This is a genomic window from Crenobacter sp. CS_VA4, from assembly GCF_055597485.1.
Genome location: NZ_JBVMAE010000003.1, coordinates 143,428 through 167,706, shown reverse-complemented (window position 1 = coordinate 167,706; position 24,279 = coordinate 143,428). Strand labels below are relative to the sequence as shown.

The following is a 24,279-nucleotide window of genomic DNA, read 5'->3' as shown; positions in this document are numbered from 1 at the left end:
CAAGGAGAGACAAGATGGCGAATACCGTACAAGCCCGCGAAGACATCGCGCTCACATACCCCTCGCCGCTCAAGGAGTTCTGGCAGGGCTTCTCGTTCAACAAGGGTGCCGTCGCCGGCCTGGTGTTCATGGTGCTGGTGCTGCTCGCCGCGGTGTTCGCACCGCTGGTGGCACCGCACAGCCCGATCGAACAGTTCCGCGACCATCTGTTGACGCCGCCGTCTTGGCTGGACGGCGGCAGCGCCGGCTTCCTGCTCGGCACCGACGAGCTCGGTCGCGACATCCTGTCGCGGCTGATCTACGGCGCGCGGCTGTCGCTGTTGATCGGCCTGTCGTCGGTCACCATGGCGCTGATCCCGGGCATTATCCTTGGCCTGTTGGCGGCGTTCTTCCCGAAGGTGCTCGGCCCGCTGATCATGCGGCTGATGGACATCATGATGGCGTTGCCGTCGCTGCTGTTGGCGGTGGCAATCGTCGCCATCCTCGGGCCGGGCCTGATCAATACCATCATCGCGATCGCGATCACCGCGCTGCCGGCGTACGTCCGCCTGACCCGCGCGTCGGCGATGACCGAGCTGAACCGCGACTACGTCACCGCCAGCCGCGTCGCCGGTGCGGGGCTGGTGCGGCTGATGTTCGTCACCGTCTTGCCCAACTGCATGGCACCGCTGATCGTGCACGCGACGATGAGCTTCTCGTCGGCGATCCTCGACGCCGCCGCGCTCGGCTTCCTGGGCTTGGGCGTGCAACCGCCGCTGGCCGAATGGGGCACCATGCTGGCCTCGGCCCGCGACTACATCGAACGCGCCTGGTGGGTGGTGACGCTGCCGGGCCTGACCATTCTCTTGTCGGTGTTGGCGATCAACCTGATGGGCGACGGGCTGCGCGATGCGCTCGACCCGAAACTGAAACGCGCCGCCTAAGGGGAAAATGATGAGCCTGTTAACAATCAAGAACCTCTCGGTCGCGTTCGGCAACCCGGCCAACCCGTTCCGCGCGGTCGAGAACATGGACCTGAGCGTCGAGCAGGGCGAGATCGTCGGCATCGTCGGTGAGTCCGGCTCGGGCAAGTCGGTGACGATGATGGCGCTGATGGGGCTGATCGACGCCCCGGGCCGCGTCACCGCCGACGAGCTGAGCTTCGACGGCAAGAACCTGCTGAAGATCAGCGCCCGCGAGCGCCGCCGCATCGTCGGCAAGGACATCGCGATGATCTTCCAGGACCCGATGACCAGCCTGAACCCGAGCTACACGGTCGGCTACCAGATCATGGAAGTGCTGAAGGTGCACCAGGGCCTGCGTGGCGCCGCGTTGAAGCAGCGCGCGCTGGAATTGATGGAGATGGTCGAGATCCCGGCGGCGAAGAGCCGGCTCGACGCCTACCCTCACCAGCTGTCCGGCGGCATGAGCCAGCGGGTGGTGATCGCGATGGCGATCGCCTGTAACCCGAAGCTGTTGATCGCCGACGAGCCGACCACCGCGCTCGACGTGACCATCCAGGCGCAGATCATGGAACTGCTGGTGTCCTTGCAGAAGAGCCAGAACATGGCGCTGATCATGATCACCCACGACCTGGCGGTGGTCGCCGAGGTGGCCGATAGGGTGGCGGTGATGTACGCCGGTCAGGTGGCCGAACTCGGTCGCGTGCCCGAGCTGTTCCGCACCCCGGCGCACCCGTATACCGAGGCACTGCTGGCGTCGATCCCGGAGCACAGCAAGGGCGCCGAGCGCCTGTCGACCTTGCCGGGCATCGTGCCGGGCCAGTACGACCGGCCGAGCGGCTGCCTGCTGTCGCCGCGCTGCCCGTACGCGCAGGAGCGCTGCCGCGCCGAGCGACCGTTGCTGACGCCGTCGGCCAACGGCAGCGTGCGCTGCCACTTCCCGCTGGTCGCCCAGCCCGTCGAACTCCGCAAGCAGAGGGTCGCCCAATGAGCAACATCGTATTGTCCGCCCGCGACCTGACCCGTCACTACGCGGTGTCGCGCGGTTTTCTGAAGGGGCACGCCACCGTCAAGGCGCTGAACGGCGTGTCGTTCGAATTGGCCGCCGGCAAGACGCTGGCGGTGGTCGGCGAGTCCGGCTGCGGCAAGTCGACGCTGGCGCGTCAGCTTACGCTGATCGAGGAGCCGACTTCGGGCGAGTTGAGCCTGGACGGCGTGTCGCTGACCCGCGTCGGCCACGCCGACCTGAAGGCGATGCGCCGCAAGGTGCAGATGGTGTTCCAGAACCCGTACGCCTCGCTCAACCCGCGCCAGAAGATCGGCACGCAGTTGGCCGAACCGCTGGCGATCAACAGCGACCTGTCGGCGGGCGAGCGCGAGGCCAAGGTCAAGGCGATGATGACCAAGGTCGGCCTGCGCCCGGAGCACTTCTACCGCTATCCGCACATGTTCTCCGGCGGCCAGCGCCAGCGCATCGCGATCGCGCGGGCGATGATGCTGAACCCGAAGATCGTGGTCGCCGACGAGCCGACCTCGGCGCTCGACGTGTCGATCCAGGCGCAGGTGCTCAACCTGTTCATGGACCTGCAGCAGGAGTTCGGCACCGCCTACGTGTTCATCTCGCACAATCTGTCGGTGGTCGAGCATGTGGCCGACGACGTGATGGTGATGTACCTGGGCCGCGCGGTCGAAGTCGGCGCCAAGGCCGATCTGTATCGCCGCCCGCTGCACCCGTACACGCAGGCGCTGTTGTCGGCCACGCCATCGATCCATCCGGAAGACCGCAAGATCAAGATCAAGATCGTCGGCGAGCTGCCGAGCCCGCTCAACCCGCCCTCCGGCTGCACCTTCCACAAGCGCTGCCCGTACGCGGTCGAGCGCTGCAAACAGGAGGTGCCCGAGCTGCGCCCGATCGGCGACCGCCTGGTGGCTTGCCACCGGGTGGAGGAAATCAACGTCTGATAGACTCAGAGCGTGCCGCCCGACTGAACCCCGCCCCGGCGGGGTTTTTTTATTGCACTGCAAAAAAACGTCTTGTCCGTCTTCTGTCACGCGGGGTACAGTCACCATGAACCAGATCCACTATCGAGGAAGACGAGAATTGAAACGTGCCGTGTACGCCGGTAGCTTCGACCCACCGACCAACGGTCATCTGTGGATGATCCGCGAAGCCGTCGAGCTGTTCGACGAATTGGTGGTCGCCATCGGGGTCAACCCCGACAAGCATTGCACCTTCAGCGTGGACGAGCGCGCCGAGATGCTGAGGGCGGTGACGCGCGGTTTTTCCAAGCTGCGCGTCGAGGTGTTCGAGCACCAGTTCCTGGTCAACTACGCGCAGAGCATCGGTGCCAACTACATCGTGCGCGGCATCCGTACCGCCAGCGACTACGAGTACGAGCGCACCATGCGCTACATCAATACCGACCTGCACCCCGACATCACCACCATCTTCCTGCTGCCGCCGCGCGAGTACGCCGAGGTGTCGTCGACGATGGTCAAGGGCCTGGTCGGGCCACAGGGCTGGGAAGAGGTGATCCGCCAGTACCTGCCGGAGCCGGTGTACCGCAAGCTGATCGCCTACCAGAAGAGCCTGTAAGGTCGGCCGAACGCCGGCCCGGCATTTCGCCGCGCGGCCCGGCTGGCTTACAATCAGAGGGGTTCTATCCCCTTATCCATACTTGGCGCTGCCACCGGCCCTTTCGGGACGGAGCGGCGCCAGTGCATTTGTACCGTTTTGATTCAGGAGTAAGCGCTGTCATGGTGGACGTCAGTCCTTTCGCCAACCGGCTCGGCAAGAACATCAAGCATTACCTCAAATGGGCGCGCCGCCAGGGCATCGACGCCTGGCGTGCCTACGACCGGGACGTGCCGCAGTTTCCGTTCGCGGTCGACTTCTACGGCGAACGCGTCCATTTGCAGGAGTTCGACACCGGCTGGTTGCTGCCGGACGAGGAGCACGACGCCTGGTTGGCCGAGGTGGTCGAGGCGATCGCCTTCGTCACCGGCCTTGGCAAGGAGGCAGTAGCGGTGAAGACCCGCCGCCGCCAGAAGGGCGAGCACCAGTACGAGAAGACCGGCGAGCGCGGCGAGGACTTTATCGTCGAGGAGTTCGGCCAACGTTTCTGGGTCAACCTCGACGCCTACCTCGACACCGGGCTGTTCCTCGACCATCGCAACACCCGCAAGCGGGTGCGCGACGAGGCGGCTGGCAAGCGCTTCCTCAACCTGTTCGCCTACACCGGCAGCTTCACCGTCTACGCGGCGGCGGGCGGGGCGGTGTCGAGCGAGACGGTCGACCTGTCCAATACCTACCAGGCCTGGTCGCGCCGCAACTTCGAGCTGAACGGCCTGGATCTGGCAGCCCATCAGCTGGTGCGCGCCGACGTGTTCCAGTACCTCGACGACGCGCGCGCCGCCGGCAAGCGCTTCGATCTGATCGTGATGGACCCGCCGAGCTTCTCCAACTCGAAGAAGATGCTCGAGATCCTCGACGTGCAGCGCGACCAGGAGCGGCTGATCGACGGCGCGATGGCGCTGTTGGCGCCGGGCGGCACGCTGTACTTCTCCAACAACCTGCGCAGCTTTACGCTGGCGCCCGAGTTGGCCGAACGCTATAGCGTGCGCGACATCACTGCGCAGTCGATCCCGGACGACTTCCGCAACAAGAAGATCCACCAGTGCTGGCAGATTAATCATCTGCGCTGAGCGGCATTCGAAAAAGCTATCGGCCAAGTAGGAAAATACAACCGGCGCTATCTCTTTCAAAAGCCGTGGTGCGCCCCTATCCTTGCCACACGACCCCCGCTCGCGGCGGGTACGAGCAACCAACAGGAAAGAAACCGCCATGGCGACCGTCAACCTTAGCGCCTCCACCTTCAACAGCGTCGTCGAGAACGACGGCATCGTGATCCTCGACTTCTGGGCGCCGTGGTGCGGGCCGTGCAAGTCGTTCGGCCCGGTGTTCGAGGCGGCCTCGGACAAGCACGCGGACATCGTGTTCGGCAAGATCAACACCGAAGAAGAGCAGGACCTCGCCGCGCACTTCAACATCCGCTCGATCCCGACGCTGATGGTGCTGCGCGACAATGTGTTGCTGTTCAACCAGGCCGGCGCGCTGAGCGCGGGGCAGCTCGAACAGCTGATCGGCGAGGTGCGGGCGCTCGACATGGACAAGGTCAAGGCCGAGTTGGTCGAACAGTAGTAAGCACATGTCATAAAGTATCCAATGCAAACGGGAAGGCATTAGCCTTCCCGTTTGCATTGGATAACGTAAATATGCTTGACAGTTATAGAGGGTTGCCCCACATGAGGCTATTGATGCAAAATGCATCAAATATAACTCTTCAAACAAAGTTGCAGATAATTCCTCATGTGGACTATGCCCCAATCAAGTCGGCTGCTTACTACTTCCTGCCTGACCATTGCCCTGTTGTCTGGTTGTGCCACTGCTTCAAAACAAGCTAACACTACCTCTATCCAAACTGTCTACAAGAGTCTTCCCGAACAGCCAGGTTTCTATGCGCTAGTCGAGAAGCAAGATTCGGGGTGGCATGCAATTGGCGCCTACGAGAAACGGCCTGTGCGCTCCAATCTTAATCAGGAAACTATCTTTATCGATAAGGATTTAAGAAATGCTGCACCGGCCTTTTATGGAGAAATATTAACTCAAGGTGGGTTTATGAAGTGCAGCGCCGAGCAGGCGCAACAGCTAACGCCTTACACGCGCTGTTCCTCGTATTTCGGTAAGAGTCTTGCGGCGGTTGATAATGCCGGGGAAGCGATGGGCAAGGCGTTGGCGACTGTGGTCACCGTTGGCCTCGGTGCGGTGGCGATGGCAGCCGGGGCGGCGCAAGGTGAGTTAGAAATTGGTACGAACCGGGTCTGGACAGTGATCCGGTCTGCTAAGCTGCCCGACAGTGTTTTCCAAGATATTCAGGGCATCCGCGGCACCTATGATGCTCGTGAAAAGCAAAAACGTGATGTTGAGGCCCAGCGCAATGCGGAGATTCGCCAGCGTGTGTCTCACATTAATTGGGATAAGGAGCTGGAGAGAGAACGTGTACAGGCCATTCAGGAGGCTACTGCTCTAAGCAAGTTGGCCCGCAGCCATGGGCTTGATTGGAAGGAAATGCAGACTGGTCAGCTGCAGTCATGGCTCAGCGATTTCAGCAGCTACTCTTGTAACACTAAAGAGAAAGTGGTTACCAATTCGCGTTGCACCTTCCGTTCCTGGGCACGTGACGTGATGGTTGGCAGGGAAAGAGAGCTACTTTGGAAAGGTGCATTGGTGACGCCCAATGGCCTGCCGCTTACCACTATTGCAGCCTTCCGGCGTCTGTTGGAAAGTGCCGGTCAGCCTGTTCCCAAGAGCAGCATGTAGTTTATCGAGAAAGTAGACTCTACGCCGCTGTGTCAGTAGCTCACACTAGGAACATTGGCGGTCAACCTGTTTTGTTTGTGTCAAGTCGTGACGATTGTTGCCAGCAGGAACGGTAGCTAGAGTCAAAAGAGCCTAACCTTCCGCACTTTAAAGATGACGCCGATGAACAAGTTCCTGTTGCTTTACTGGCTGCCGCTTGCGGCGCAGGCGGCCTGCCCGGCGCTGCTCGACCAGCAACTGCCCGGACTGATGGGCGGTACGGTCAATCTGTGCCAGTACGCCGACAAGCCGGTGCTGGTGGTGAACACCGCCAGTCACTGCGGCTTCACCCCGCAGTTCACCAAGCTCGAGGCGCTCTACCAGCGCTACCGTGCTCGCGGCCTCGTGATCGTCGGGGTGCCGTCGAACGACTTCCACCAGGAACTCGAGAAAGACAGCGACATCGGCAAGTTCTGCCTAGCCAATTACGGCGTCAGCTTCCCTATGGCGACGAAATCGCACGTGGTCGGCCAAGACGCGATTCCGCTGTATCGTCAGCTGATCACCCTCAGCGGTGACGCGCCGCGCTGGAACTTCCACAAATACCTGATCGCGCCGGGCGGTGCGACGGTGACCAGTTACGGCACCCGCACCGAGCCGGACGATCCGAAGCTGGTCGGCCAGATCGAGGGCTATCTGAACGGCACGGCCGCGCCGGCGCCGAGCGTGCCGCCTACCGCACCGCCGCGACTGAAGTCGCTGGGCCAGTAGCCGTTGAGCCTTGCGCCACCTCGTGGGTAAACGCCATCCGGGCCTCATGCCTCACGCGGGTGGCGCTTTTTATGCCCGCTAAAACATTAGGGCCCGCTGAACTGCGCCGCTGTCATCCTGTCACAGCCGTCGTACAATGAGCGGCTCTAGACCCGAGCCACGCCCCGATTTTGTTGACGGTATTCGCATGTTCAAACGGCTTCTTTTCCTGCTGCCGCTGATCTGGCTGGCAGCCTGCTCCACCGCACCGCGCACTCCGAGCAGCAGCGGCGGCACCGCCAGCGGCAATGCCCGCTACGCCTCGGTCGGTTTCGACCAGCTGCCCGACTGGAACGCCCAGCAGTCCGGCTCCACCCTGTTGGCGCTGCAGCAAAGCTGCAAGACACTGGTTCGCCGCGCCGGCTGGGAGTCGGTGTGCCGCGACGCCGGCCGCCTGTCGCCGAACGACGCCGTGGCGGTGCGCCAGTTCTTCGAGACCCGCTTCGTGCCGTGGCAGATCCGAGACGGCGCCAGCAACACCGGCCTGATCACCGGCTACTACGAGCCGCTGCTCGCCGGCAGTCGCAGCAAGAGCGCGCGCACGCCGTACCCGGTTTACGGGGCGCCGGCCGACCTGCTGTCGCTCGACGTGGCCTCGTCGGATCGCGGCAAGTCGGTGCTGGTTGCCCGCCGCAGTGGCGCCAAGCGGCTGGTGCTGGTGCCGGGCAAGACGAGCGCCGGCGCCGGCGAATTCGAACTGCGTCCGGCCGATTTCGCCAACGATGGCCGCAGCAAGGCGCTGAAGGGTCGTATCGACGGCAACCGTTTCGTGCCGTACTACACCCGCGCGCAAATCGCCCAGGGCCTGGGGGTAAGTAACGCGCAGGTGCTCGCCTGGGTGGAAAACCCGGTCGAGCTGTTCTTCCTGCAGGTGCAGGGCTCGGGTCGCATCCAGCTCGACGATGGCAGCTTCCTGCGCGTCGGTTTCGCCGACATGAACGGCTACCCCTACCAGTCGATCGGCAAGTGGCTGGTCGGCCAGGGGCAGATGACGCTCGGTGACGCGTCGATGCAGGGCATCCAGGACTGGGTCGCGCGCAACCCGTCGCGGCAGGACGAGCTGTTCAACGCCAACCCGAGCTACATCTTCTTCAAGGTGCTGGGGCATGCCGAGGGCGGCCCGCTCGGCGCGATGGGCGTGCCGCTGACCGACGGCTACAGCATCGCGGTCGACCCGCATTACATTCCGCTCGGCTCGCCGGTCTACCTGTCGACCAGCTATCCATTGTCGAGCCAGCCGCTCAACCGGCTGATGCATGCGCAGGATACCGGTACCGCGATCCGCGGCGCGCTGCGCGCCGACTTCTTCTGGGGTTACGGCACCGAGGCTGGCATGTACGCCGGCCGGATGAAGCAGCAGGGCAGCCTGTGGCTGCTGCTGCCCAAGGGCGTCAACCCGCCGGCCTGAGCCGGCTTGCCGATCAACACATTCATCGATCTTTATGACTCTTACCCTCCGCCTGATCATCATCGCCAGCGTGGCACTGCTCGCCGCCTGCGGCAAAACCCATTCGGCCGTCGATGCCAAGCCGGCAGACAGTGCGCGCGAGCTCGCCAGTGCCGACGTGCTGACGGCCCGCGTCGCGCCGGTCGCCGACAGCCTGCCGTTCACCGGTACCCTGTCGGCGCTGTCGAGCAGCGTGCTCGCCTCGCAGATCGACGGCACCGTTAGCGAGGTGAAGGTGCGCGAGGGCGAGCGGGTCAAGGCGGGCCAGGTGCTGGCGGTGATCGACAGCGAGGAGCTGCGTCAGAGCGTCGCCGAGCAGAGCGCCCGGTTCAGCAACAACGAGTCGCAGCTGAAGCTTGCCCGTCTCAAGCTCGACCAGCAGCGCGAACTGGCCGGCAAGGGCTTCATCTCCAAGACTGCGCTCGACGAGGCGGAAAGCGCCTTTGTCGTGAAGTCCGGCGAGCTCGAGGCGCAGCGCAGCCAGCTGGCGCGCGCGCGCAAGCAGCTGTCGTACACGGTGGTGCACGCGCCGATAGCCGGCGTGGTGTACGAGCGCAAGATCAACCCGGGCGAGCAGATCGTCAAGAACGCCCGGCTGTTCGCGGTGGCCGACCTGTCGGTGCTGGAGATCGCCGCCACGCTGCCGTCGCGGCTGATCTCGCAGGTGAAGACCGGGCTGCCGGCGCGTTTCAGCGTCGAAGGGTTGGCCGAACGCTTCGAGGGCACGCTTGTGCGGATCAATCCGGTCGCGTCGGCGAGCACGCGCAGCTTCACCGTCTACGTGCGGGTGCAGAACCCGAACGGCGTGTTGAAGGGCGGCCAGTTCGTCAAGGGCGCACTGGTGCTCAGCGAGATCGCCGACAAGGTGGCGCTGCCGCTCGCGGCGATCAACGACCGCGCCGGCAAGCCATGGGTGATGGGGGTGAACGGTGGCAAGCTTGAGAAGCGCCCGGTGCAACTGCTGTTGACCTCCGAGTCGGAACGGCAGGCCGCGGTCAACGGCATCGCCGCCGGCGAGACGCTGCTGTCGGCGGCGCTGCTTGGGGTGAAGCCGGGCGACGCGGTCACGCTACCGCGCGCACGCTGAGGGGAACGCTGCCATGTGGCTAACCCGGATCAGCATCAAGAATCCCTACTTCGCCACCGTGCTGATGCTGGCGCTGGTGGTGCTCGGCCTGTTCGCGATGAAAAGCCTGCCGGTCGAGGAATTCCCCGACATCCGCTTCCCGGTGGCGGTGGTCAGCACCAACTACGAGGGCGCCTCGCCCGAGGTGGTCGAGAGCGAGGTCAGCAAGCCGCTCGAGGAGGCGCTCAACACCATCAGCGGCATTAAGCACATCCGCTCGTACTCGTTCGAGGGCAACTCGACCATCGTGGTCGAGTTCGAGCTGACCGTCGATCCGAACGTCGCGGTGCAGGACGTGCGCGACCGGGTCGGCGGCGTGCAGGGCCGCTTCCGCCGCGAGATATCCACGCCGAGCGTGTCGCAGTTCAACCCGAACGATCAGCCGCTGCTGTCGATGGCCCTGAGTTCCAGCGAGGTCAGCCCGCGCGAGCTGACCAGCTGGGTCAACAACACCTTGAAGAAACGGCTGCAGACCGTGTCCGGCGTCGGCGAGGTGAAGGTGATCGGCGGAGTGAGCCGGGCGATCCGCATCAATCTCGACCCCTACCGGCTCGAAGCGCTCGGCCTGTCGCCGAGCGACGTGTCCGACGCGGTGCGCGCGGCCAACCGCGACTACCCGGCCGGCGAAGTCGGCACCGCCAGCAATGAGCTGGCGATCCGGGTGGCCGGTAAGCTGAAGTCGCCGGACGACTTCGCCAAACTGGTGATCGCCTACCGCGCCGGCGGGCCGATCCTGCTATCCGACGTCGCCGAGGTGATCGACGGCGAGGCCGAGCAGAGCAGCATCTCGCTGCTCGACGGCAAGCTGGCGGTCGGCCTCGACGTGCGCGCGGCGCGCGGCGCCAACGTGGTCGACGTGGCCGGCGGCGTAAAGCGGGTGATGCACGAGATGCAGTCGCAGATGCCGCTCGGCACCTCGGTGAAGTACACCTACGACAAGTCCGAGGACGTGAAGAACTCGCTCGCCGACGTCAGGAGCACGCTGATCGAGGGCGCATTGCTGACGGTGCTGATCGTGTTCCTGTTCCTCGGCAGTTGGCGCAGCACGGTGATCACCGGCCTGACCCTGCCGGTGGCGCTGATCGGCACCTTGTTCGCGGTGCAGGCGCTCGGCTTCACGCTCAACCTGATGACGCTAATGGCCTTGTCGCTGTCGATCGGCCTCTTGATCGACGACGCGATCGTGGTGCGCGAGAACATCGTCCGCCACGCCGCGATGGGCAAGGGCCATTACCAGGCGGCGATGGAGGGCACTGCCGAGATCGGCCTGGCGGTGCTCGCCACCACCCTGACCATCGTCGCGGTGTTCCTGCCGGTCGGCTTCATGGGCGGCATCATCGGCAAGTTCTTCCACCAGTTCGGCCTGACGGTGACGGTGGCGGTGCTGATCTCGATGCTGGTCAGCTTCACGCTCGACCCGATGCTGTCATCGATCTGGCACGACCCGCACCACCACGGCGACCATCACAAGGGCCCGGTCGGCCGTTTCCTCGACTGGTTCGAGGGCTCGCTCGATCGCTTGGCCGAACGCTACGGCGGGGTGATCCGCTGGTCGCTGCACCACCGCAAGACGGTGATCGCGCTGGCGCTGGGGCTGACCGTTGGCAGCTTCATGTTGGTGCCGACCATCGGCGGCGAGTTCATCCCGCGCACCGACAAGGGCGAGCTCTCGGTCAGCTTCAAGACCGCGCCGGGCTCGTCGCTGGAGTACACCAGCGCCAAGGCCGGCGAGATCGAGAAGCTGCTGCGTCAGCAGCTGCCCGAAGTGAAGTCGGTCAGCATCTCGGTGGGCGGCGGCAAGTTCGGCGCCGGCAAGACCGACGGCAAGCTGGTCGTCGACGTCGGCAAGAAGCGCGACCGCAAGCGCAGCCTGTTCGTGCTGATGGACGTCGCGCGTACCCAGGTGGCGCGCGTCGCCGGTGTCGAGATCGTCTCGATCGAGGAGCTGGGCAAGAACGGCCCGAGCGGCAAGCCGGTCAATATCGGCCTGCGCGGCGGCGACATCCGCCTGCTGGAGCAGGCGGCCGACGAGGTCGGCGACAAGGTCCGGCGCATCAAGGGCGTCAGCGACCTGCAGAGCAGCCTCGCCGACGCCGACCCGGCGCTGAACGTCGAGGTGAACCGCGACGCCGCGTCGAGCCTGGGGGTGGACCTCGCCAAGGTCGGCAATACGCTGTCGATCCTGCTCGCCGGCGAGACCACCACCACCTGGGAGGCGCCGGACGGCGAGAACTACGACGTCAAGCTGCAGATCCCGAAGCTGGCGCGCCAGAACGAGCTGCTCGACGTGATCACCGTGCCGGGCAAGCGTGGCGACGACGGTAGCGCGGCGATGGTGCCGCTGTCGTCGGTGACGCAGCTGCGCGACGCGACCAGCCCGCGCCAGATCGACCGGGTCGACCTGCAGCGCGAGATCACGCTGACCGCCAACATCAGCGGCCGCGACAACAGCGATGTGTTCGCCGACATCAGCAAGGTCACCGCCTCGCTTAAGCTGCCGCCGGGCGTGACGCTGGCGCAGGAAGGCGAGCGGCGCGACATGGAAGAGTCGCTTACCTTCGCGATCGAGGCGCTGGCGATGGGGGTGATCTTCATCTACATGATCCTGGCCGCGCAGTTCCGCAGCTTCACCCTGCCGGTGACGATCATGATGGCGCTGCCCTTGGCCTTCGTCGGCGTGTTCGTCGCGCTGCTCTTGTTCGGCAGCACGCTGAACATGTTCTCGGTGATCGGCATCGTGATGCTGATGGGTCTCGCGGCGAAGAACGGCATTCTGCTCGTCGACTTCGTCAACCAGGCACGCCGCGAGGGCATGAGCCGCGAGGACGCGATCGTCGAGGCCGGCCGGGTGCGCTTGCGGCCGATCATGATGACTAGCCTCGCGATGATCTTCGGCATGCTGCCGCTGGCGATCGGCGGTGGCGAGGGCTCGGAGACGCGCGCGCCGATGGCACACGCGATCATCGGCGGCCTGGTCACTTCGACGGTGTTGACGCTGATCGTGGTGCCGGTGGTGTACACCTACCTCGACGGCCTGCGCGGCCGGGTGCATCGGCTGTTCGCGCGGCTGAACGGCACGCCGCAGGCCGACAAGACCTAGCGCTTCGGCCAACGTTGATTATCGAACAGGGCTGCCCGTGGGCAGCCCTGTTCTGTGTCCGGCGTCGCTTAAGCCCGTCGTCAGGCGCCGGGTTCTCAATCGGCCAGCGCGATCACCACCCGCTTATTGCGGCTACCCTTGTTTTCGATCTTCTTCACCCGGACCGGTCCGATCTCTCCGGTGCGCGCCACGTGCGTGCCGCCGCAGGGTTGCAGGTCGGTGCCCTCGATGCGGATCAGGCGGATTTCCGGCAGGTCGAGCGGCGGTGTCACCGACATGGTCTTGATCAGTTCCGGTTGCGCCTTCAGCGCCGCGCCGCTGGTCATTTCTATGCGGACCGGGGAGTCGTCGGCGATCAGCCGGTTCAAAGCCTGCTCGATCTGCTCGCGGTCGAGCACCCAGTCGTCGCCGATGTCGAAGTCCAGCCGCGCCGACTCGGCAGTGAGGTTGCCGCCGGTGACGCCGGCACGGATCACGCAGCTGAGCAGGTGCAGCGCGGTGTGCAGACGCATATGGCGATAGCGGCGCGTCCAGTCGAGCTCCAGCGTCACCGGCATGCCCGGCGCGAAGCGCGGCTTGTCCGAGGCGGTAAGGTGAACGATCTCGCGGCTGGCGCGGTCGCGGCGGGTGTCGGTGATCTCGACCGTGACGCCGGCCGCGTCGCGCACCTGTCCGGTATCGCCCGGCTGGCCGCCGCCGATCGGGTAGAAGATGGTGTCTTCGAGTACCAGTCCGGCCTCGTCGTGGCGGACGACGCGGGTGTCGAGTCGGGTGAGGTAGGCGTTCTGGTAGAACTGTTCTGGCATGGGGTCGCTCCGCTGTTCGGATGCATCAAGTCGGGTGCAGCAAGCATGCCGCGCGCGGGAGGCCGGGGCAAGGCTCAGTGCCTCTTAATACCACCAATAGGGACGGCTCCAGTAAGGGTAGTAGCGGTGCGACCACGCCCAATAGTCGTCGTAGAGGCGTTGTCGCTGGTATTGGACGTAGGCCGGCCAGTAGTGCAGCAGGAAGGCGTCTTCGCTCTCTCGCGGGCAGACGCCGTAGTAGCGCTCGCCGCGCAGGCCGACCCGGCTGCCGTTGTCCGGCGTGCAGTAGTTTTCCAGGCCGTGGCTGCGTCCGGCGAGGTAGGCGTCGCGGTCGAGCGCAAGATGGTAGCGGGAACAGGCCTTTTGGTTGTCGTCGAAGCGGCTGACCGGGTAACCGGCACGACCATCCTGCTCGCCGATCGTAGTGGAGGACTGAGTGCGGCATTGCTGCTCGTTGAGGGTGGCGCAGGCGGACAGCAACAGGACAAGTGATAGCAGCAGGATACGCATGGCGGCTCCTTCGACAGGATGGCCGAAAGCCTGCTTTGATGATACGTCACCGGGACGGGGGCAAACGGGAAGGGGGACGAAGGGTGGCGCCGCCACCCTTCGGGAGGTCAGTGTTCGCGCCGGGCGAAGTCGCCAAAGCGGAAGCCGAAGGCGAACAGCAGGCCGAAGTAGCTCGCCGCACCGGCGACGATCAGCGCGGAGAGCCAGCCGACCCGCACGTAGGAGTGGCCGTGCCAGTCGGTCGGCAGGACGTGGTCGAGCGCCACCAGCACCAGCGCCATGCCGATCACCGCCAGCACCGTCTTGCTGCCGAACGCCTTCCAGCCCGGCTGCGGCTTATAGGCGCCGTGGCGGATCAGCAGCGTCAGCAGCAGGCCGGCGTTCAGGCAGGCACCCAGGCCGATCGACAGCGCGAGGCCGGCGTGTTTCAGCTGCCAGATGAACGCCAGGTTCATCAGCTGGGTCATCGCCAGCGTGAAGATGGCGATCCGCACCGGGGTCTTGATGTTCTGGCGCGCGTAGAAGCCCGGCGCCAGTACCTTCACCAGGATCAGGCCGACCAGGCCGATCGCATAGGCGATCAGCGCGCGCTGCGTCATCAAGGCGTCGAAGGCGCTGAACTTGCCGTACATGAACAGCGTGGCGATCAGCGGCTTGGACAGGATCGCCAGGCCGACCGATGCCGGCAGCGCCAACAACAGCGACAGGCGGATGCCCCAATCGAGCAGCTTGCTGTATTCCTCGGTCGACTTGTTGACGGCGTGCTTGGACAGCGACGGCAGCAGGATGGTGCCGAGCGCCACGCCGAGGATGCCGGTCGGGAATTCCATCAGCCGGTCGGCGTAGTACATCCACGACACGCTACCCGACACCAGGAACGACGCGAAGATGGTGTTGATCACCAGGGAAATCTGCGAGATTGACACGCCGAAGATCGCCGGGCCCATCTGTTTGACGATGCGCCACACCGCCGCATCCTTCAGGTTCAGCCGCGGCCAGGCGAGCATGCCGACCTTCTTCAGGTAAGGCAGCTGGTAGGCGAGCTGTGCCAGGCCGCCGAGGAATACCGCCCACGCCAGCACCAGTACCGGCGGGTGGAAGTAGGGGGCGAGCAGCAGCGCGCAGGCGATGAACGACAGGTTCAGGAAAGTCGGCGTGAACGCCGGCACCGAGAACATGTTCCAGGTGTTCAGCACGCTGCCGGCCAGCGACGACAGCGAGATGAACAGGATGTACGGGAAGGTGATCTGCAACAGCTTCACCGTCAGCGCGAATTTGTCCGGCTCGCTGGCGAAGCCCGGCGCCGACACCCAGATCACCACCGGCGCGGCGAGCATGCCGATCACGGTGACGACCAGCAGCACCAGGCTCAGCAGGCCGGCGACATGGGCGAGGAAGTCGCGCGTTTCGGCGTCGCTCTTCTGGTGCTTGTATTCGGCCAACACCGGCACGAACGCCTGCGAGAACGCGCCTTCGGCGAATACCCGGCGCAACAGGTTGGGGAGTTTGAACGCCACGAAAAAGGCATCGGTGGCAAAGCCTGCGCCGAACACGCGGGCGATGATGGCGTCGCGGATGAAGCCGAGGATGCGCGACACCAGTGTCATGCTGCTGACCGTGGCCAGCGCCTTGAGTAGATTCATGCAGGGTCCCGATTGCGTTGGGAGAGAGGGTTGGCACGGTGTCGGCGGGCCTGCTCGCGCAGCCGCCCGACAGGCTCTTAACGCCAGACAAGCGCGTGAGTTTACGCGCCCGGGTTTGTTGTTGCAAAACCTTGGTTTAGGGCTTAAAATCGGCCGTTTCAGATTCCGCTCATCAGGAGATTTTCCATGGCAAACAGCGCACAAGCTCGCAAGCGTGCACGCCAGGCTCTCAAGCAGCGCGCGCACAACGCCAGCCTGCGTACTGCGTTCCGCACCGCAGTGAAGAAAGTGATCAAGGCCGTTGAAGCCGGCGACAAGGCCGCCGCTCAGGTCGTTTTCCAGCAGTCGACCAAAGTGCTCGACCGCATCGCTGACAAAGGCGTGTTCCACAAGAACAAGGCTGCTCGCCACAAGAGCCGTCTGTCCGCTCAGATCAAGGCCATGGCAGTCTAATCGCCGCTGGCAAGGTTACGCAAAAGGGCTCCGCTACGGCGGGGCCCTTTGTCTTTGGGCCGCGATGATGCCGGCCGATCCCTCAAGAGTTCCCACCGCTTGTCGATGACGACAACGCTCCGTTTCGCGCTGCTTTCTCTTCTATCGCCGCCCAGGCCGGCGCGACGTTGGCCGAACCCGCGCTTCAACCCCGGCATTGAAATGCGCGTTTCCGTCCCTATCTCTCTGACATCGTCAACCAACCTGTCTCAACGTCCATGAGCGAAAAACAAACCCTGGGCTTTCAGACCGAGGTCAAACAGCTGTTGCAGCTGATGATCCACTCCCTGTACTCGAACAAGGAGATCTTCCTGCGCGAACTGGTTTCGAACGCGTCCGACGCCGCCGACAAGCTGCGCTTCGAAGCAATCGCCCGGTCGGCGCTGTTCGAGAACGACGCCGAGCTGAAGATCCGCGTCAGTGTCGACCCGCAAGCCCGTACCGTTACCATCGCCGACAACGGCATCGGCATGAGCCGCGACGAGGTGATCGACCATCTCGGTACCATCGCCAAGTCCGGCACCAAGGCGTTCTTCGACTCGCTGACCGGCGATGACAAGAAGGACGCCAACCTGATCGGCCAGTTCGGCGTCGGCTTCTACTCGGCGTTCATCGTCGCCGACCGGGTCACCGTCACCACACGCCGCGCCGGCCTTGCCGCCAGCGACGGCGTGCGCTGGGAGTCGGCCGGCGCGGGCGACTACACCATCGAGAGCGTCGACAAGGCCGGTCGCGGCACCGAGATCGTGCTGCACCTGAAGGACGGCGAGGACGAGTTCCTGTCCGACTGGAAGCTGCGCCAGATCGTGCGCACCTATTCCGACCATATCTCGATCCCGATCGAGATGAAGAAGGCGCCGAATTACGGCGAAGACGGCCAGCCGGTCGAATCGGACGAGCTCGAAGCGGTCAACCAGGCCTCGGCGCTGTGGACGCGCAGCAAGAGCGACATCAGCGACGAGCAATACCGGGAGTTCTATAAGCACGTCGCGCACGACTTCACCGACCCGCTGGCGTGGAGCCACGCGCGCGTCGAAGGCCGCCAGGAGTACACCGAGCTGTTGTATATCCCGGCACGCGCGCCTTTCGACCTGTACGAGCGCGAACGCAAGCAGGGCATCAAGCTCTACGTGCGGCGCGTGTTCATCATGGAAGACACCGAAAAGCTGATGCCGCACTACCTGCGCTTCGTGCGCGGGGTGATCGACAGCAACGACCTGCCGCTCAACGTCAGCCGCGAAATCCTGCAGCAAAGCCGCGACATCGACACGATCCGCGCCGGCTGCGTGAAGAAGGTGCTCGGCCTGTTGGAAGACCTGGCCGCCAACCGCGCCGACGACTACGCAGCGTTCTGGCAGGAATTCGGCCAGGTGCTGAAGGAAGGCGTCGGCGAGGACTTCGCCAATAAGGAGCGCATCGCCAAACTGCTGCGCTTCGCCTCCACGCACGCCGACAGCGACGCGCAGCTAGTTAGCCTGGCCGACTACGTTGGCCGAATGAAGGACGGTCAGGACAAGATCTACTTCATCACCGCCGACAGCTATGCCGCGGCGAAGAACAGCCCGCACCTGGAAGTGTTCCGCAAGAAGGGCGTCGAAGTGCTGCTGTTGAGCGACCGCGTCGACGAATGGCTCGCCGCGTCGCTGACCGAGTTCGACGGCAAGGCGCTGGTGTCGGTGGCGAAGGGCGCGCTCGACCTGGGCGCGCTCGACGACGAGGCCGACAAAGAGGCGCAGCAGGCGGCCGAACAGGACGCTCGCCCGGTACTCGACAGGCTCAAGTCCGCGCTTGCCGACAAGGTCGCCGAAGTGCGTGCCACCGCTCGCCTGACCGATAGCCCCGCCTGCCTGGTGGTCGGCGAGAACGACATGAGCGCGCATCTGGAGCGGCTGTTGAAGGCCGCCGGTCAGGCGCTGCCGCAGGCCAGCCGCCCGACGCTGGAAATCAACCCGCAGCACCTCTTGGTGAAACGCTTGGCCGAGGAGCGGGACGAGGCGCGCGCCAGCGATCTGGCCCACGTACTGTTCGACCAGGCCTTGCTCGCCGAGGGGGGCAAGCTCGACGACCCGGCCGGCTTCGTCAAGCGCATCAACAGCCTGATGCTCGAGCTGTCTGTCTGACAAACCGGCACAACCGGCTCGTCAAAGCCTCCCGATTGGGAGGCTTTCTTGTTTCCGTTATATGGAATCGTGTTTCAAATTGTTGCAATGTGTTGTGATTATGCATCACATGCAATTTTTGTAAGCGATTGATATTTATGTAAATCCCATTGCATTTCGATAAATGGAAAATACTTTGTTGCTGTTTGGAAACGCTTCAGTTGAAGCGATTTTCACCATCGCTCTATAGTGTCCAAGACGTCTTAAGTTATGCCTGAAGAATTCTGGGCGTAGTAATAGGACCGAGCACAACGATGACACATTGGAGGGAAGTGGAGATGAAGCAACGCATTCTGGCTCTGGCGGTGATGGCGCTGCCGATGGCAGCGATGGCCGATGTAACGATTTACGGCCGTCTCAACGTCGGTCTGGAAAACGACCACGTTAAAACGCTGGACGGCACGACCCTGTCGACCAACCGCGTCGAAGACTACCTGTCCTGGATCGGCTTCAAGGGTGACGAAGACCTCGGCAGCGGCCTGAAGGCGATCTGGCAGGTCGAGAACTACATCATCATGGACGGTACCGGCGATCCGAAGAACGGCAACAGCACCTTCGCGACCCGCGACACCTTCGTCGGCCTGCAGGGCAACTTCGGTAAGGTCCGCCTCGGCAAACTGCCGAATCCGCAGCGCGACATGTTCGACCTCGACGTCGGCAGCAACAGCAACGGCGCCAACGCGCTGGACATCTTCATGCGCACCGCCGGTCGTCCGGACAACAGCATCCGCTACGATACCCCGGACCTGGCCGGCTTCAGCGGCATCCTGCAGTACGGCTTCGGCGAGAACAAGACGGCCGGTGTCGCCGGTACCGCCGGCAAGGCCAGCGATATGTGGGCGGCCGGCCTGACCTACCGCAACTCGGGCTTCTTCGCTCAGTACGGCTACGATCGTCGCACCAACTCGAACTCTTCGGGCCTGGACGCGTACGCCAGCACCCTGAACGCCGGTTACAACGCCAACAACCTGCTGGTGACCCTGGGCTACCAGCAGGCACGCGGCTACGGCTGGGGCGATCGTTACTACTACAACGAGAAGACCGGTGCGGCAGATACCGCCGGCACCTTCTTCCCGAATCAGCCGAACAATCTGAAGACCCGCGAAGCGGGTATCACCGTCGCGTACAGCTTCGGCCCGTTCACCCCGCGCGCGAGCTACGCCAAGGGCTGGGACGTGAAGCAGGGTGATACCACCATCGACAACAGCGGCTACTGGCAGTACATCCTCGGCCTCGACTACGCGCTGTCGAAGCGCACCACCGCGTCGCTGGAATTCGGCTCGCTGCAGGTCAACAAGGGCTACAACAACGTAGCTGGCGTCGGTAACGGCTATGTTGACGGTAGCAACACCAACGGCAACCCTATCAACAGAATCAACAAGCAGCGCACCACCTCGATCTCGCTGCAGCACTGGTTCTAAGCCGTACCGTTTACTGTTGTAAGGCAAGTCAGTCATTTGTCGGAGGGGGGCTTCCCCCTCCGTTTTTTCATTGGCTGATGGCAATAAAACAGCCGGCCCTCGGGCCGGCTGTTGTCGTGCTGGCGTGCACCAGCCTACCTACGCGGCCGGCGGCACGGTATCGCTGAACGAGGGCCGCGCGGCGAGGCGCAGCTGCAACGCGGCCAGGTTCGGATGGCGGTCTTTCCAGTTCAGCGCCGGGAAGCGGAAGTCGAGGTAGCCAAGGCAAACGCCCAGCGCGATGTCGGCCAGGCTGTAGCCCTCGCCGTTGCACCAGTGCCGTTCGGCCAGGTCGTGCGCCAACATGGCCAGGCCCCGTTCCACCTTCTGCATCTGGCGCCGAATCCACTCCTCGCTTTGCAGCGCCGCCGGCCGGCGTTGCTCGACCACGATCGCCGCGGCCGCGTCGCACACGCCGTCGGCCAGCGCCTCCCAGCGCCGGGTGGCGATCAGCGCGCGCTTCTCCTGCGGAAAGATGCGCGACACCGGCGAGATGGTGTCGAGGTACTCGACGATTACCCGCGAGTCGAACAGGCTGCTGCCGTCATCCAGCACCAGCACCGGCACCTTGCCGAGCGGATTGTGGTCGATGACATGGCTGTCCGCCACCCACGGCTGCACTTGCTCGAGCGGGCAGTCGATCTTTTTCTCCAGCAGCACGATGCGCACCTTGCGGGCGAACGGGCTGGTCAGCGAAGCAATCAGTCTCATGATGGTCCGGGGTCGGTTGCACGGGGGCAGGCTTGTTTCATTATATTCGGGCTAGCGCCCGATCAAGCCGCTCAATCAGCGCAATTCTACTTTGCCGGACACTTGCACGGAAATCACGCTCTTGCCGGCTTCCCAACTCGGCGCGGTGACGCGATCTTCCGCCGCGTTGCCAACCGAATACTTGGTCATCGCCATCATCGGGCGCGGGCCGATGTCGCGGCTCTCGCCGATATTCAGCTCCTTGACGGTCAGCGCCGGCTTGCCGATCGCCTTGCCGACCGCGGTGGCACGGCCGTTCAATTCGCGGATCGCCTCCGGGATCAGCGCCGCTTCGGTCTGGCGGCGCACCGCTTCGGAGACGCTGAAGCTGACCCTCTCCAGCTGCAGGTAGCTCTGCAGCTTGCCGGTCAGCTCGGCGAGCGCCGCGCTGTCGCGGCTCTTCAGGCGGATTTCGCCGCGCCCCTGCCAGCCGTTGATCTTGCCGCTCTTGTCGTAGCTGGGCCAGGTGTTGACCTGGCCACCGCTGGCTTCGACCGCCTTGACCACGTTGGCGTCGGCGAGCGCGCGCTTCAGCGTGCGGTTCAGGTTGTCGGCGAGTCGAGCGGCATTGGCGTTGTTTTCCTGTGCGTACAACACGACGCTGGTCTCGTCGTTGTCGACTTCGCGTTGCGCCTGGCCGCTCAGGTTGACCACGGTCGCTTCGGCGGCGACGACGTAGGCGGGGGCGAGCAGGGCGGCGGATAACAGCACGGGATAAAACGGACGCATGGAGCACTCCTTGTGGGTCAGGGGTGCTTAACGATACGCCGTTGGCGGCGTTCGGCCAACCTAGTGCCGTCTGAGTTTTGTGTGGCTTGTGTGCGGGAAGAGGGAGGCAACGTCCCCGCCGGGTGGCGGGGACGGCGTGTGGGAGGGTCAGCCGAGCAGCAGTGCGTCGTCGGCGAGCGCTTCGCCGCGGGTGCGTTCGAACATCGCCAACAGGTCGGGCACGTCCATCTTCGCCCGCTCCTCGCCGGCCACGTCGAGCACTACCTTGCCCTGGTGCAGCATAACGGTGCGATCGCCGTGGTCGAGTGCCTGGCGCATCGAGTGGGTCACCATCATCGTGGTCAGCTTGTTCTCGTGCACGATCTGGTTGGTCAACTCCAGCACGAAGGCGGCGGTCTTCGGGTCGAGCGCCGCGGTATGCTCGTCGAGCAGCAGGATCCGCGACGGCTTCAACGATGCCATCAGCAGGCTGACCGCTTGGCGCTGGCCGCCGGAGAGCAGGCCCATGTGGTCCGTCAAGCGGTTTTCCAGGCCGAGCTTCAGCGTGGCGAGCTTGTCGCGGAACAGGCTGCGCAGCGACGCGTTCAGCGACACCTTCAGGCCGTGGCCGTCGCCACGCTGCCAGGCGATTGCTAGGTTTTCCTCGATGGTCAGCGCCTCGCAGGTGCCGGCCATCGGGTCCTGGAACACCCGAGCCACCAGCCCGGCGCGTTGCCAGGCGGCCAGGCGGGTCACGTTCTGGCCGGCGATCTCGATCTCGCCCCGGTCGACGATCAGGTCGCCGCTGAGTGCGTTGAGGAAGGTCGACTTGCCGGCGCCGTTCGAGCCGATCACGGTGACGAACTGGCCCTGCGGGATGTCGAGCGAGGCGCCGCGTAGTGCCGGGTTCTCGATCGGCGTGCCGGGGTTGAAGGTCTTGTAGAGGCCGTTAGCGCGCATCATGAGCGGTGCTCTCCTTGGACGATGCCGAGCGTTTGGCGGCGAGTTTGCGTTTGATCGTCGGCAGCACCAGCGCGAAGCCGACCAGCACCGCGGTGATCAGGTTCAGGTCCTGCGCCTTCAGGCCGATGAAGTCGGCATTCAGCGCCAGTGCGATGAACAGGCGGTAGATCAGCGCGCCGAGCGCGGCGGCGAGTGTCGCGACCATGATGGTGCGGCCCGGGATCAGCGTCTCGCCGATGATCACCGCGGCCAGGCCGACCACGATGGTGCCGATGCCCATCGAGATGTCGGCGCCGCCCTGCGTCTGCACGTACAGCGCACCGGCCAGCGCGATCAGCGCGTTGGAGATCGCCATGCCGATCAGTACCATCCGGTCGGTGGCAATGCCTTGCGAGCGCGCCATGCGCGGGTTGGCGCCGGTGGCGCGCATCGCCAGCCCCGCCTGCGAGGCGAAGAAGGCGTCGAGCGCCAGCTTGGCGATTACCACGACTACCGCCAGCACCATCGGCTGGATCAGGTACTGGGACTCCGGCGCATGGGCGATGAACGGGCTGAATACGGTGTCGGCGCCGATCAGCGGCACGTTCGGCGCGCCCATGATGCGCAGGTTGACCGAATAGAGCGCAATCATCACCAGGATGCTGGCGAGCAACTGCAGGATATTGAGCCGCACGTTCAGCCAGGCGGTGGTCAGGCCGGCCAAGGCGCCGGCGGCGGTGCCGGCCAGCGTGGCCATCCACGGGTCGTGGCCGCCGGCGATCAGCGTGGCGGCGACCGCGCCGCCGAGCGGAAAGCTGCCGTCGGCGGTCAGGTCGGGAAAATTCAGGATGCGAAACGAAATCAGCACGCCGAGCGCCACCAGCGCGAAGATCAGGCCGATTTCCGTGGCGCCCAGCAAGGCGATCAGGGACATGAAACTACACCTCGTGCAACGTTAACTCCCCGGGCCGGGCTTGTGGCCCGGTCGGGGAGCAGGGTCGGGACCTCAGGGTTGGCCGAGGTCGCGGTACGAACTTACTTGATCACTTCCTTGGCGGTCTTGATCAGTTCCGGCGACAGCTTGACGCCCTGTTTCTCGGCGGCGGTCGGGTTGACCACCAGATTGAGCTTGGTGCCGACTTCCGGCGCGATCGCGCCCGGCTTCTCGCCCTTCAAGATGCGCACCACCAGCTTGCCGGTCTGGCGACCCATATCGTAGTAGTTCTGGCCGAGCGCGGCGGTCGCGCCGCGTTTTACCGTATCGGTGTCGGCGGCGATCAGCGGCAGCTTGCTGTCGATGGCGACCTTGTACAGCGACTCGTAGGCCGACACGACGTTGTTGTCGGTGGTGGTGTAGATCACGTCGACCTTACCGATCAGGCTCTTGGCCGCCGACGGGACATCGACGGTGCGGGCCGCCGACGCTTCCACCAGCGTCATGCCCTGCTTGGCGAGTTCCGCCTTCAGCTCCTTGGCGACGATGGTCGAGTTCACTTCGCCCGGGCTGTACACCATGCCGACGCGCTTGGCGCCCGGCTTCACCTTCTTGATCAGTTCGATCTGCGGCGCCAGCGGCAGTGCGTCGGACACGCCGGTGACGTTGGTGCCGGACGGTTTCCAGTCTTTCACCAGCTTGGCGGCCACCGGGTCGGTGACGGCGGAGAACACCACCGGGATCGACTTGGTCGAGGCGACCAGCGCCTGCGCGCTCGGGGTGGCGATGCCGACGATCACGTCCGGGCTGTCGCCGACGAACTTGCGGGCGATCTGCGAGGCGGTGGCGGTATTGCCCTGCGCGCTCTGGAACTGGTACTTGAGGTTCTTGCCCTGGATGTAGCCGGCGGCCTTGAGTTCATCCTCGATGCCCTTGCGGGCCGCGTCGAGCGCCGGGTGTTCGACGATGGCGGTGACCGCCACCGACTTCATTTCGGCAGCGCTGGCCGGCACGGCGAAGGCGCTGGCAACCAGACTGGCGAGTGCGGTCGTTACGAACAGGCGGCGCGACAGGTGTCTCATGCTTTCTCCT

22 protein-coding genes are annotated in these 24,279 nt (G+C 64.4%); 14 read left to right on the top strand and 8 right to left on the bottom strand.

Going from position 1 to position 24,279, the window contains the following annotated elements:
- Positions 1–14: 14 nt before the first annotated feature.
- From ACZ2IA_RS04255 to ACZ2IA_RS04205, 11 genes are all read left to right on the top strand, one after another.
- Positions 15–923: an ABC transporter permease subunit gene (locus tag ACZ2IA_RS04255; RefSeq protein ID WP_470291328.1), complete on the top strand. Its 909-nt coding sequence runs from the start codon at positions 15–17 to the stop codon at positions 921–923.
- Positions 924–933: 10 nt separating this feature from the next.
- Positions 934–1,932 (top strand): ABC transporter ATP-binding protein, encoded by a 999-nt coding sequence (locus ACZ2IA_RS04250; protein WP_470291327.1) that lies wholly within the window; start codon positions 934–936, stop codon positions 1,930–1,932.
- Positions 1,929–2,903 (top strand): peptide ABC transporter ATP-binding protein, encoded by a 975-nt coding sequence (locus tag ACZ2IA_RS04245; protein WP_470291326.1) that lies wholly within the window; start codon positions 1,929–1,931, stop codon positions 2,901–2,903. The genes ACZ2IA_RS04250 and ACZ2IA_RS04245 overlap by 4 nt, the downstream gene beginning before the upstream one ends.
- Before the next feature lie 106 nt (positions 2,904–3,009).
- Positions 3,010–3,537, top strand: a complete 528-nt coding sequence (gene coaD / locus ACZ2IA_RS04240) for a pantetheine-phosphate adenylyltransferase (RefSeq protein WP_470291325.1) — start codon at positions 3,010–3,012, stop codon at positions 3,535–3,537.
- Between the two features lie 161 nt (positions 3,538–3,698).
- Positions 3,699–4,646: a class I SAM-dependent methyltransferase gene (locus ACZ2IA_RS04235; RefSeq protein ID WP_470291324.1), complete on the top strand. Its 948-nt coding sequence runs from the start codon at positions 3,699–3,701 to the stop codon at positions 4,644–4,646.
- Between the two features lie 139 nt (positions 4,647–4,785).
- Positions 4,786–5,142, top strand: coding sequence for a thioredoxin (trxA, locus tag ACZ2IA_RS04230; RefSeq protein ID WP_470291323.1), 357 nt, complete (start codon positions 4,786–4,788; stop codon positions 5,140–5,142).
- A 168-nt stretch (positions 5,143–5,310) separates the two neighbouring features.
- On the top strand, positions 5,311–6,321 hold the full coding sequence (locus tag ACZ2IA_RS04225; protein WP_470291322.1) for a hypothetical protein: 1,011 nt from the start codon (positions 5,311–5,313) through the stop codon (positions 6,319–6,321).
- Positions 6,322–6,483: 162 nt separating this feature from the next.
- Positions 6,484–7,071, top strand: a complete 588-nt coding sequence (locus ACZ2IA_RS04220) for a glutathione peroxidase (RefSeq protein WP_470291321.1) — start codon at positions 6,484–6,486, stop codon at positions 7,069–7,071.
- A gap of 187 nt (positions 7,072–7,258) precedes the next feature.
- On the top strand, positions 7,259–8,518 hold the full coding sequence (mltA, locus tag ACZ2IA_RS04215; RefSeq protein ID WP_470291320.1) for a murein transglycosylase A: 1,260 nt from the start codon (positions 7,259–7,261) through the stop codon (positions 8,516–8,518).
- A gap of 34 nt (positions 8,519–8,552) precedes the next feature.
- On the top strand, positions 8,553–9,644 hold the full coding sequence (locus tag ACZ2IA_RS04210; RefSeq protein WP_470291319.1) for an efflux RND transporter periplasmic adaptor subunit: 1,092 nt from the start codon (positions 8,553–8,555) through the stop codon (positions 9,642–9,644).
- A 13-nt stretch (positions 9,645–9,657) separates the two neighbouring features.
- A complete protein-coding gene (locus tag ACZ2IA_RS04205; RefSeq protein ID WP_470291318.1) occupies positions 9,658–12,783 on the top strand; it encodes an efflux RND transporter permease subunit in 3,126 nt (1,041 codons plus the stop codon).
- Between the two features lie 95 nt (positions 12,784–12,878).
- Here the strand turns inward: ACZ2IA_RS04205 and ACZ2IA_RS04200 are convergent, their stop codons facing one another.
- From ACZ2IA_RS04200 to murJ, 3 genes are all read right to left on the bottom strand, one after another.
- Positions 12,879–13,589 carry an alanyl-tRNA editing protein gene (locus ACZ2IA_RS04200; protein WP_470291317.1) on the bottom strand — a complete coding sequence of 237 codons (711 nt, stop codon included), beginning with the start codon at positions 13,587–13,589 and terminating at the stop codon, positions 12,879–12,881.
- An 84-nt stretch (positions 13,590–13,673) separates the two neighbouring features.
- Positions 13,674–14,099: a DUF2799 domain-containing protein gene (locus tag ACZ2IA_RS04195; RefSeq protein WP_470291316.1), complete on the bottom strand. Its 426-nt coding sequence runs from the start codon at positions 14,097–14,099 to the stop codon at positions 13,674–13,676.
- 107 nt (positions 14,100–14,206) lie between these two features.
- Complete coding sequence (gene murJ, locus ACZ2IA_RS04190) at positions 14,207–15,742, bottom strand: murein biosynthesis integral membrane protein MurJ (RefSeq protein ID WP_470291315.1); 1,536 nt, start codon at positions 15,740–15,742, stop codon at positions 14,207–14,209.
- Between the two features lie 186 nt (positions 15,743–15,928).
- On the opposite strand from murJ, the gene rpsT reads away from it, so the two are divergent.
- From rpsT to ACZ2IA_RS04175, 3 genes are all read left to right on the top strand, one after another.
- Positions 15,929–16,195 (top strand): 30S ribosomal protein S20, encoded by a 267-nt coding sequence (gene rpsT / locus ACZ2IA_RS04185; protein WP_470291314.1) that lies wholly within the window; start codon positions 15,929–15,931, stop codon positions 16,193–16,195.
- Between the two features lie 257 nt (positions 16,196–16,452).
- Positions 16,453–18,354, top strand: coding sequence for a molecular chaperone HtpG (htpG, locus tag ACZ2IA_RS04180; RefSeq protein WP_470291313.1), 1,902 nt, complete (start codon positions 16,453–16,455; stop codon positions 18,352–18,354).
- Between the two features lie 317 nt (positions 18,355–18,671).
- Complete coding sequence (locus ACZ2IA_RS04175) at positions 18,672–19,814, top strand: porin (RefSeq protein ID WP_470291312.1); 1,143 nt, start codon at positions 18,672–18,674, stop codon at positions 19,812–19,814.
- Between the two features lie 138 nt (positions 19,815–19,952).
- Here ACZ2IA_RS04175 and ACZ2IA_RS04170 read toward each other — a convergent pair whose 3' ends face one another.
- From ACZ2IA_RS04170 to ACZ2IA_RS04150, 5 genes are all read right to left on the bottom strand, one after another.
- Positions 19,953–20,564 (bottom strand): glutathione S-transferase, encoded by a 612-nt coding sequence (locus tag ACZ2IA_RS04170; RefSeq protein WP_470291311.1) that lies wholly within the window; start codon positions 20,562–20,564, stop codon positions 19,953–19,955.
- Between the two features lie 75 nt (positions 20,565–20,639).
- Complete coding sequence (locus ACZ2IA_RS04165; RefSeq protein WP_470291310.1) at positions 20,640–21,332, bottom strand: SIMPL domain-containing protein; 693 nt, start codon at positions 21,330–21,332, stop codon at positions 20,640–20,642.
- Between the two features lie 147 nt (positions 21,333–21,479).
- Positions 21,480–22,274: an ABC transporter ATP-binding protein gene (locus ACZ2IA_RS04160; protein WP_470291309.1), complete on the bottom strand. Its 795-nt coding sequence runs from the start codon at positions 22,272–22,274 to the stop codon at positions 21,480–21,482.
- Complete coding sequence (locus ACZ2IA_RS04155) at positions 22,261–23,187, bottom strand: ABC transporter permease (protein ID WP_470291308.1); 927 nt, start codon at positions 23,185–23,187, stop codon at positions 22,261–22,263. Before ACZ2IA_RS04155 ends, ACZ2IA_RS04160 begins: the two co-directional genes overlap by 14 nt.
- A gap of 101 nt (positions 23,188–23,288) precedes the next feature.
- Entirely contained in the window at positions 23,289–24,269 is a 981-nt protein-coding gene (locus ACZ2IA_RS04150; protein ID WP_470291307.1) for an ABC transporter substrate-binding protein, read from the bottom strand.
- Positions 24,270–24,279 lie beyond the last annotated feature (10 nt).

Excerpts from the sequence above, each read along its gene's own strand:
- rpsT (WP_470291314.1), top strand. The coding sequence starts at position 15,929 with ATGGCAAACAGCGCACAAGCTCGCAAGCGTGCACGCCAGGCTCTCAAG.
- ACZ2IA_RS04220 (WP_470291321.1), top strand. The coding sequence starts at position 6,484 with ATGAACAAGTTCCTGTTGCTTTACTGGCTGCCGCTTGCGGCGCAGGCG.
- ACZ2IA_RS04245 (WP_470291326.1), top strand. The coding sequence starts at position 1,929 with ATGAGCAACATCGTATTGTCCGCCCGCGACCTGACCCGTCACTACGCG.
- ACZ2IA_RS04160 (WP_470291309.1), bottom strand. The coding sequence starts at position 22,274 with ATGATGCGCGCTAACGGCCTCTACAAGACCTTCAACCCCGGCACGCCG.
- htpG (WP_470291313.1), top strand. The coding sequence starts at position 16,453 with ATGAGCGAAAAACAAACCCTGGGCTTTCAGACCGAGGTCAAACAGCTG.
- ACZ2IA_RS04250 (WP_470291327.1), top strand. The coding sequence starts at position 934 with ATGAGCCTGTTAACAATCAAGAACCTCTCGGTCGCGTTCGGCAACCCG.
- ACZ2IA_RS04255 (WP_470291328.1), top strand. The coding sequence starts at position 15 with ATGGCGAATACCGTACAAGCCCGCGAAGACATCGCGCTCACATACCCC.
- ACZ2IA_RS04200 (WP_470291317.1), bottom strand. The coding sequence starts at position 13,589 with ATGCCAGAACAGTTCTACCAGAACGCCTACCTCACCCGACTCGACACC.
- ACZ2IA_RS04225 (WP_470291322.1), top strand. The coding sequence starts at position 5,311 with ATGTGGACTATGCCCCAATCAAGTCGGCTGCTTACTACTTCCTGCCTG.
- ACZ2IA_RS04235 (WP_470291324.1), top strand. The coding sequence starts at position 3,699 with ATGGTGGACGTCAGTCCTTTCGCCAACCGGCTCGGCAAGAACATCAAG.
- ACZ2IA_RS04195 (WP_470291316.1), bottom strand. The coding sequence starts at position 14,099 with ATGCGTATCCTGCTGCTATCACTTGTCCTGTTGCTGTCCGCCTGCGCC.
- ACZ2IA_RS04205 (WP_470291318.1), top strand. The coding sequence starts at position 9,658 with ATGTGGCTAACCCGGATCAGCATCAAGAATCCCTACTTCGCCACCGTG.
- coaD (WP_470291325.1), top strand. The coding sequence starts at position 3,010 with ATGAACCAGATCCACTATCGAGGAAGACGAGAATTGAAACGTGCCGTG.
- ACZ2IA_RS04175 (WP_470291312.1), top strand. The coding sequence starts at position 18,672 with ATGAAGCAACGCATTCTGGCTCTGGCGGTGATGGCGCTGCCGATGGCA.
- ACZ2IA_RS04165 (WP_470291310.1), bottom strand. The coding sequence starts at position 21,332 with ATGCGTCCGTTTTATCCCGTGCTGTTATCCGCCGCCCTGCTCGCCCCC.
- ACZ2IA_RS04150 (WP_470291307.1), bottom strand. The coding sequence starts at position 24,269 with ATGAGACACCTGTCGCGCCGCCTGTTCGTAACGACCGCACTCGCCAGT.
- trxA (WP_470291323.1), top strand. The coding sequence starts at position 4,786 with ATGGCGACCGTCAACCTTAGCGCCTCCACCTTCAACAGCGTCGTCGAG.
- mltA (WP_470291320.1), top strand. The coding sequence starts at position 7,259 with ATGTTCAAACGGCTTCTTTTCCTGCTGCCGCTGATCTGGCTGGCAGCC.
- ACZ2IA_RS04210 (WP_470291319.1), top strand. The coding sequence starts at position 8,553 with ATGACTCTTACCCTCCGCCTGATCATCATCGCCAGCGTGGCACTGCTC.
- ACZ2IA_RS04155 (WP_470291308.1), bottom strand. The coding sequence starts at position 23,187 with ATGTCCCTGATCGCCTTGCTGGGCGCCACGGAAATCGGCCTGATCTTC.
- ACZ2IA_RS04170 (WP_470291311.1), bottom strand. The coding sequence starts at position 20,564 with ATGAGACTGATTGCTTCGCTGACCAGCCCGTTCGCCCGCAAGGTGCGC.
- murJ (WP_470291315.1), bottom strand. The coding sequence starts at position 15,742 with ATGAATCTACTCAAGGCGCTGGCCACGGTCAGCAGCATGACACTGGTG.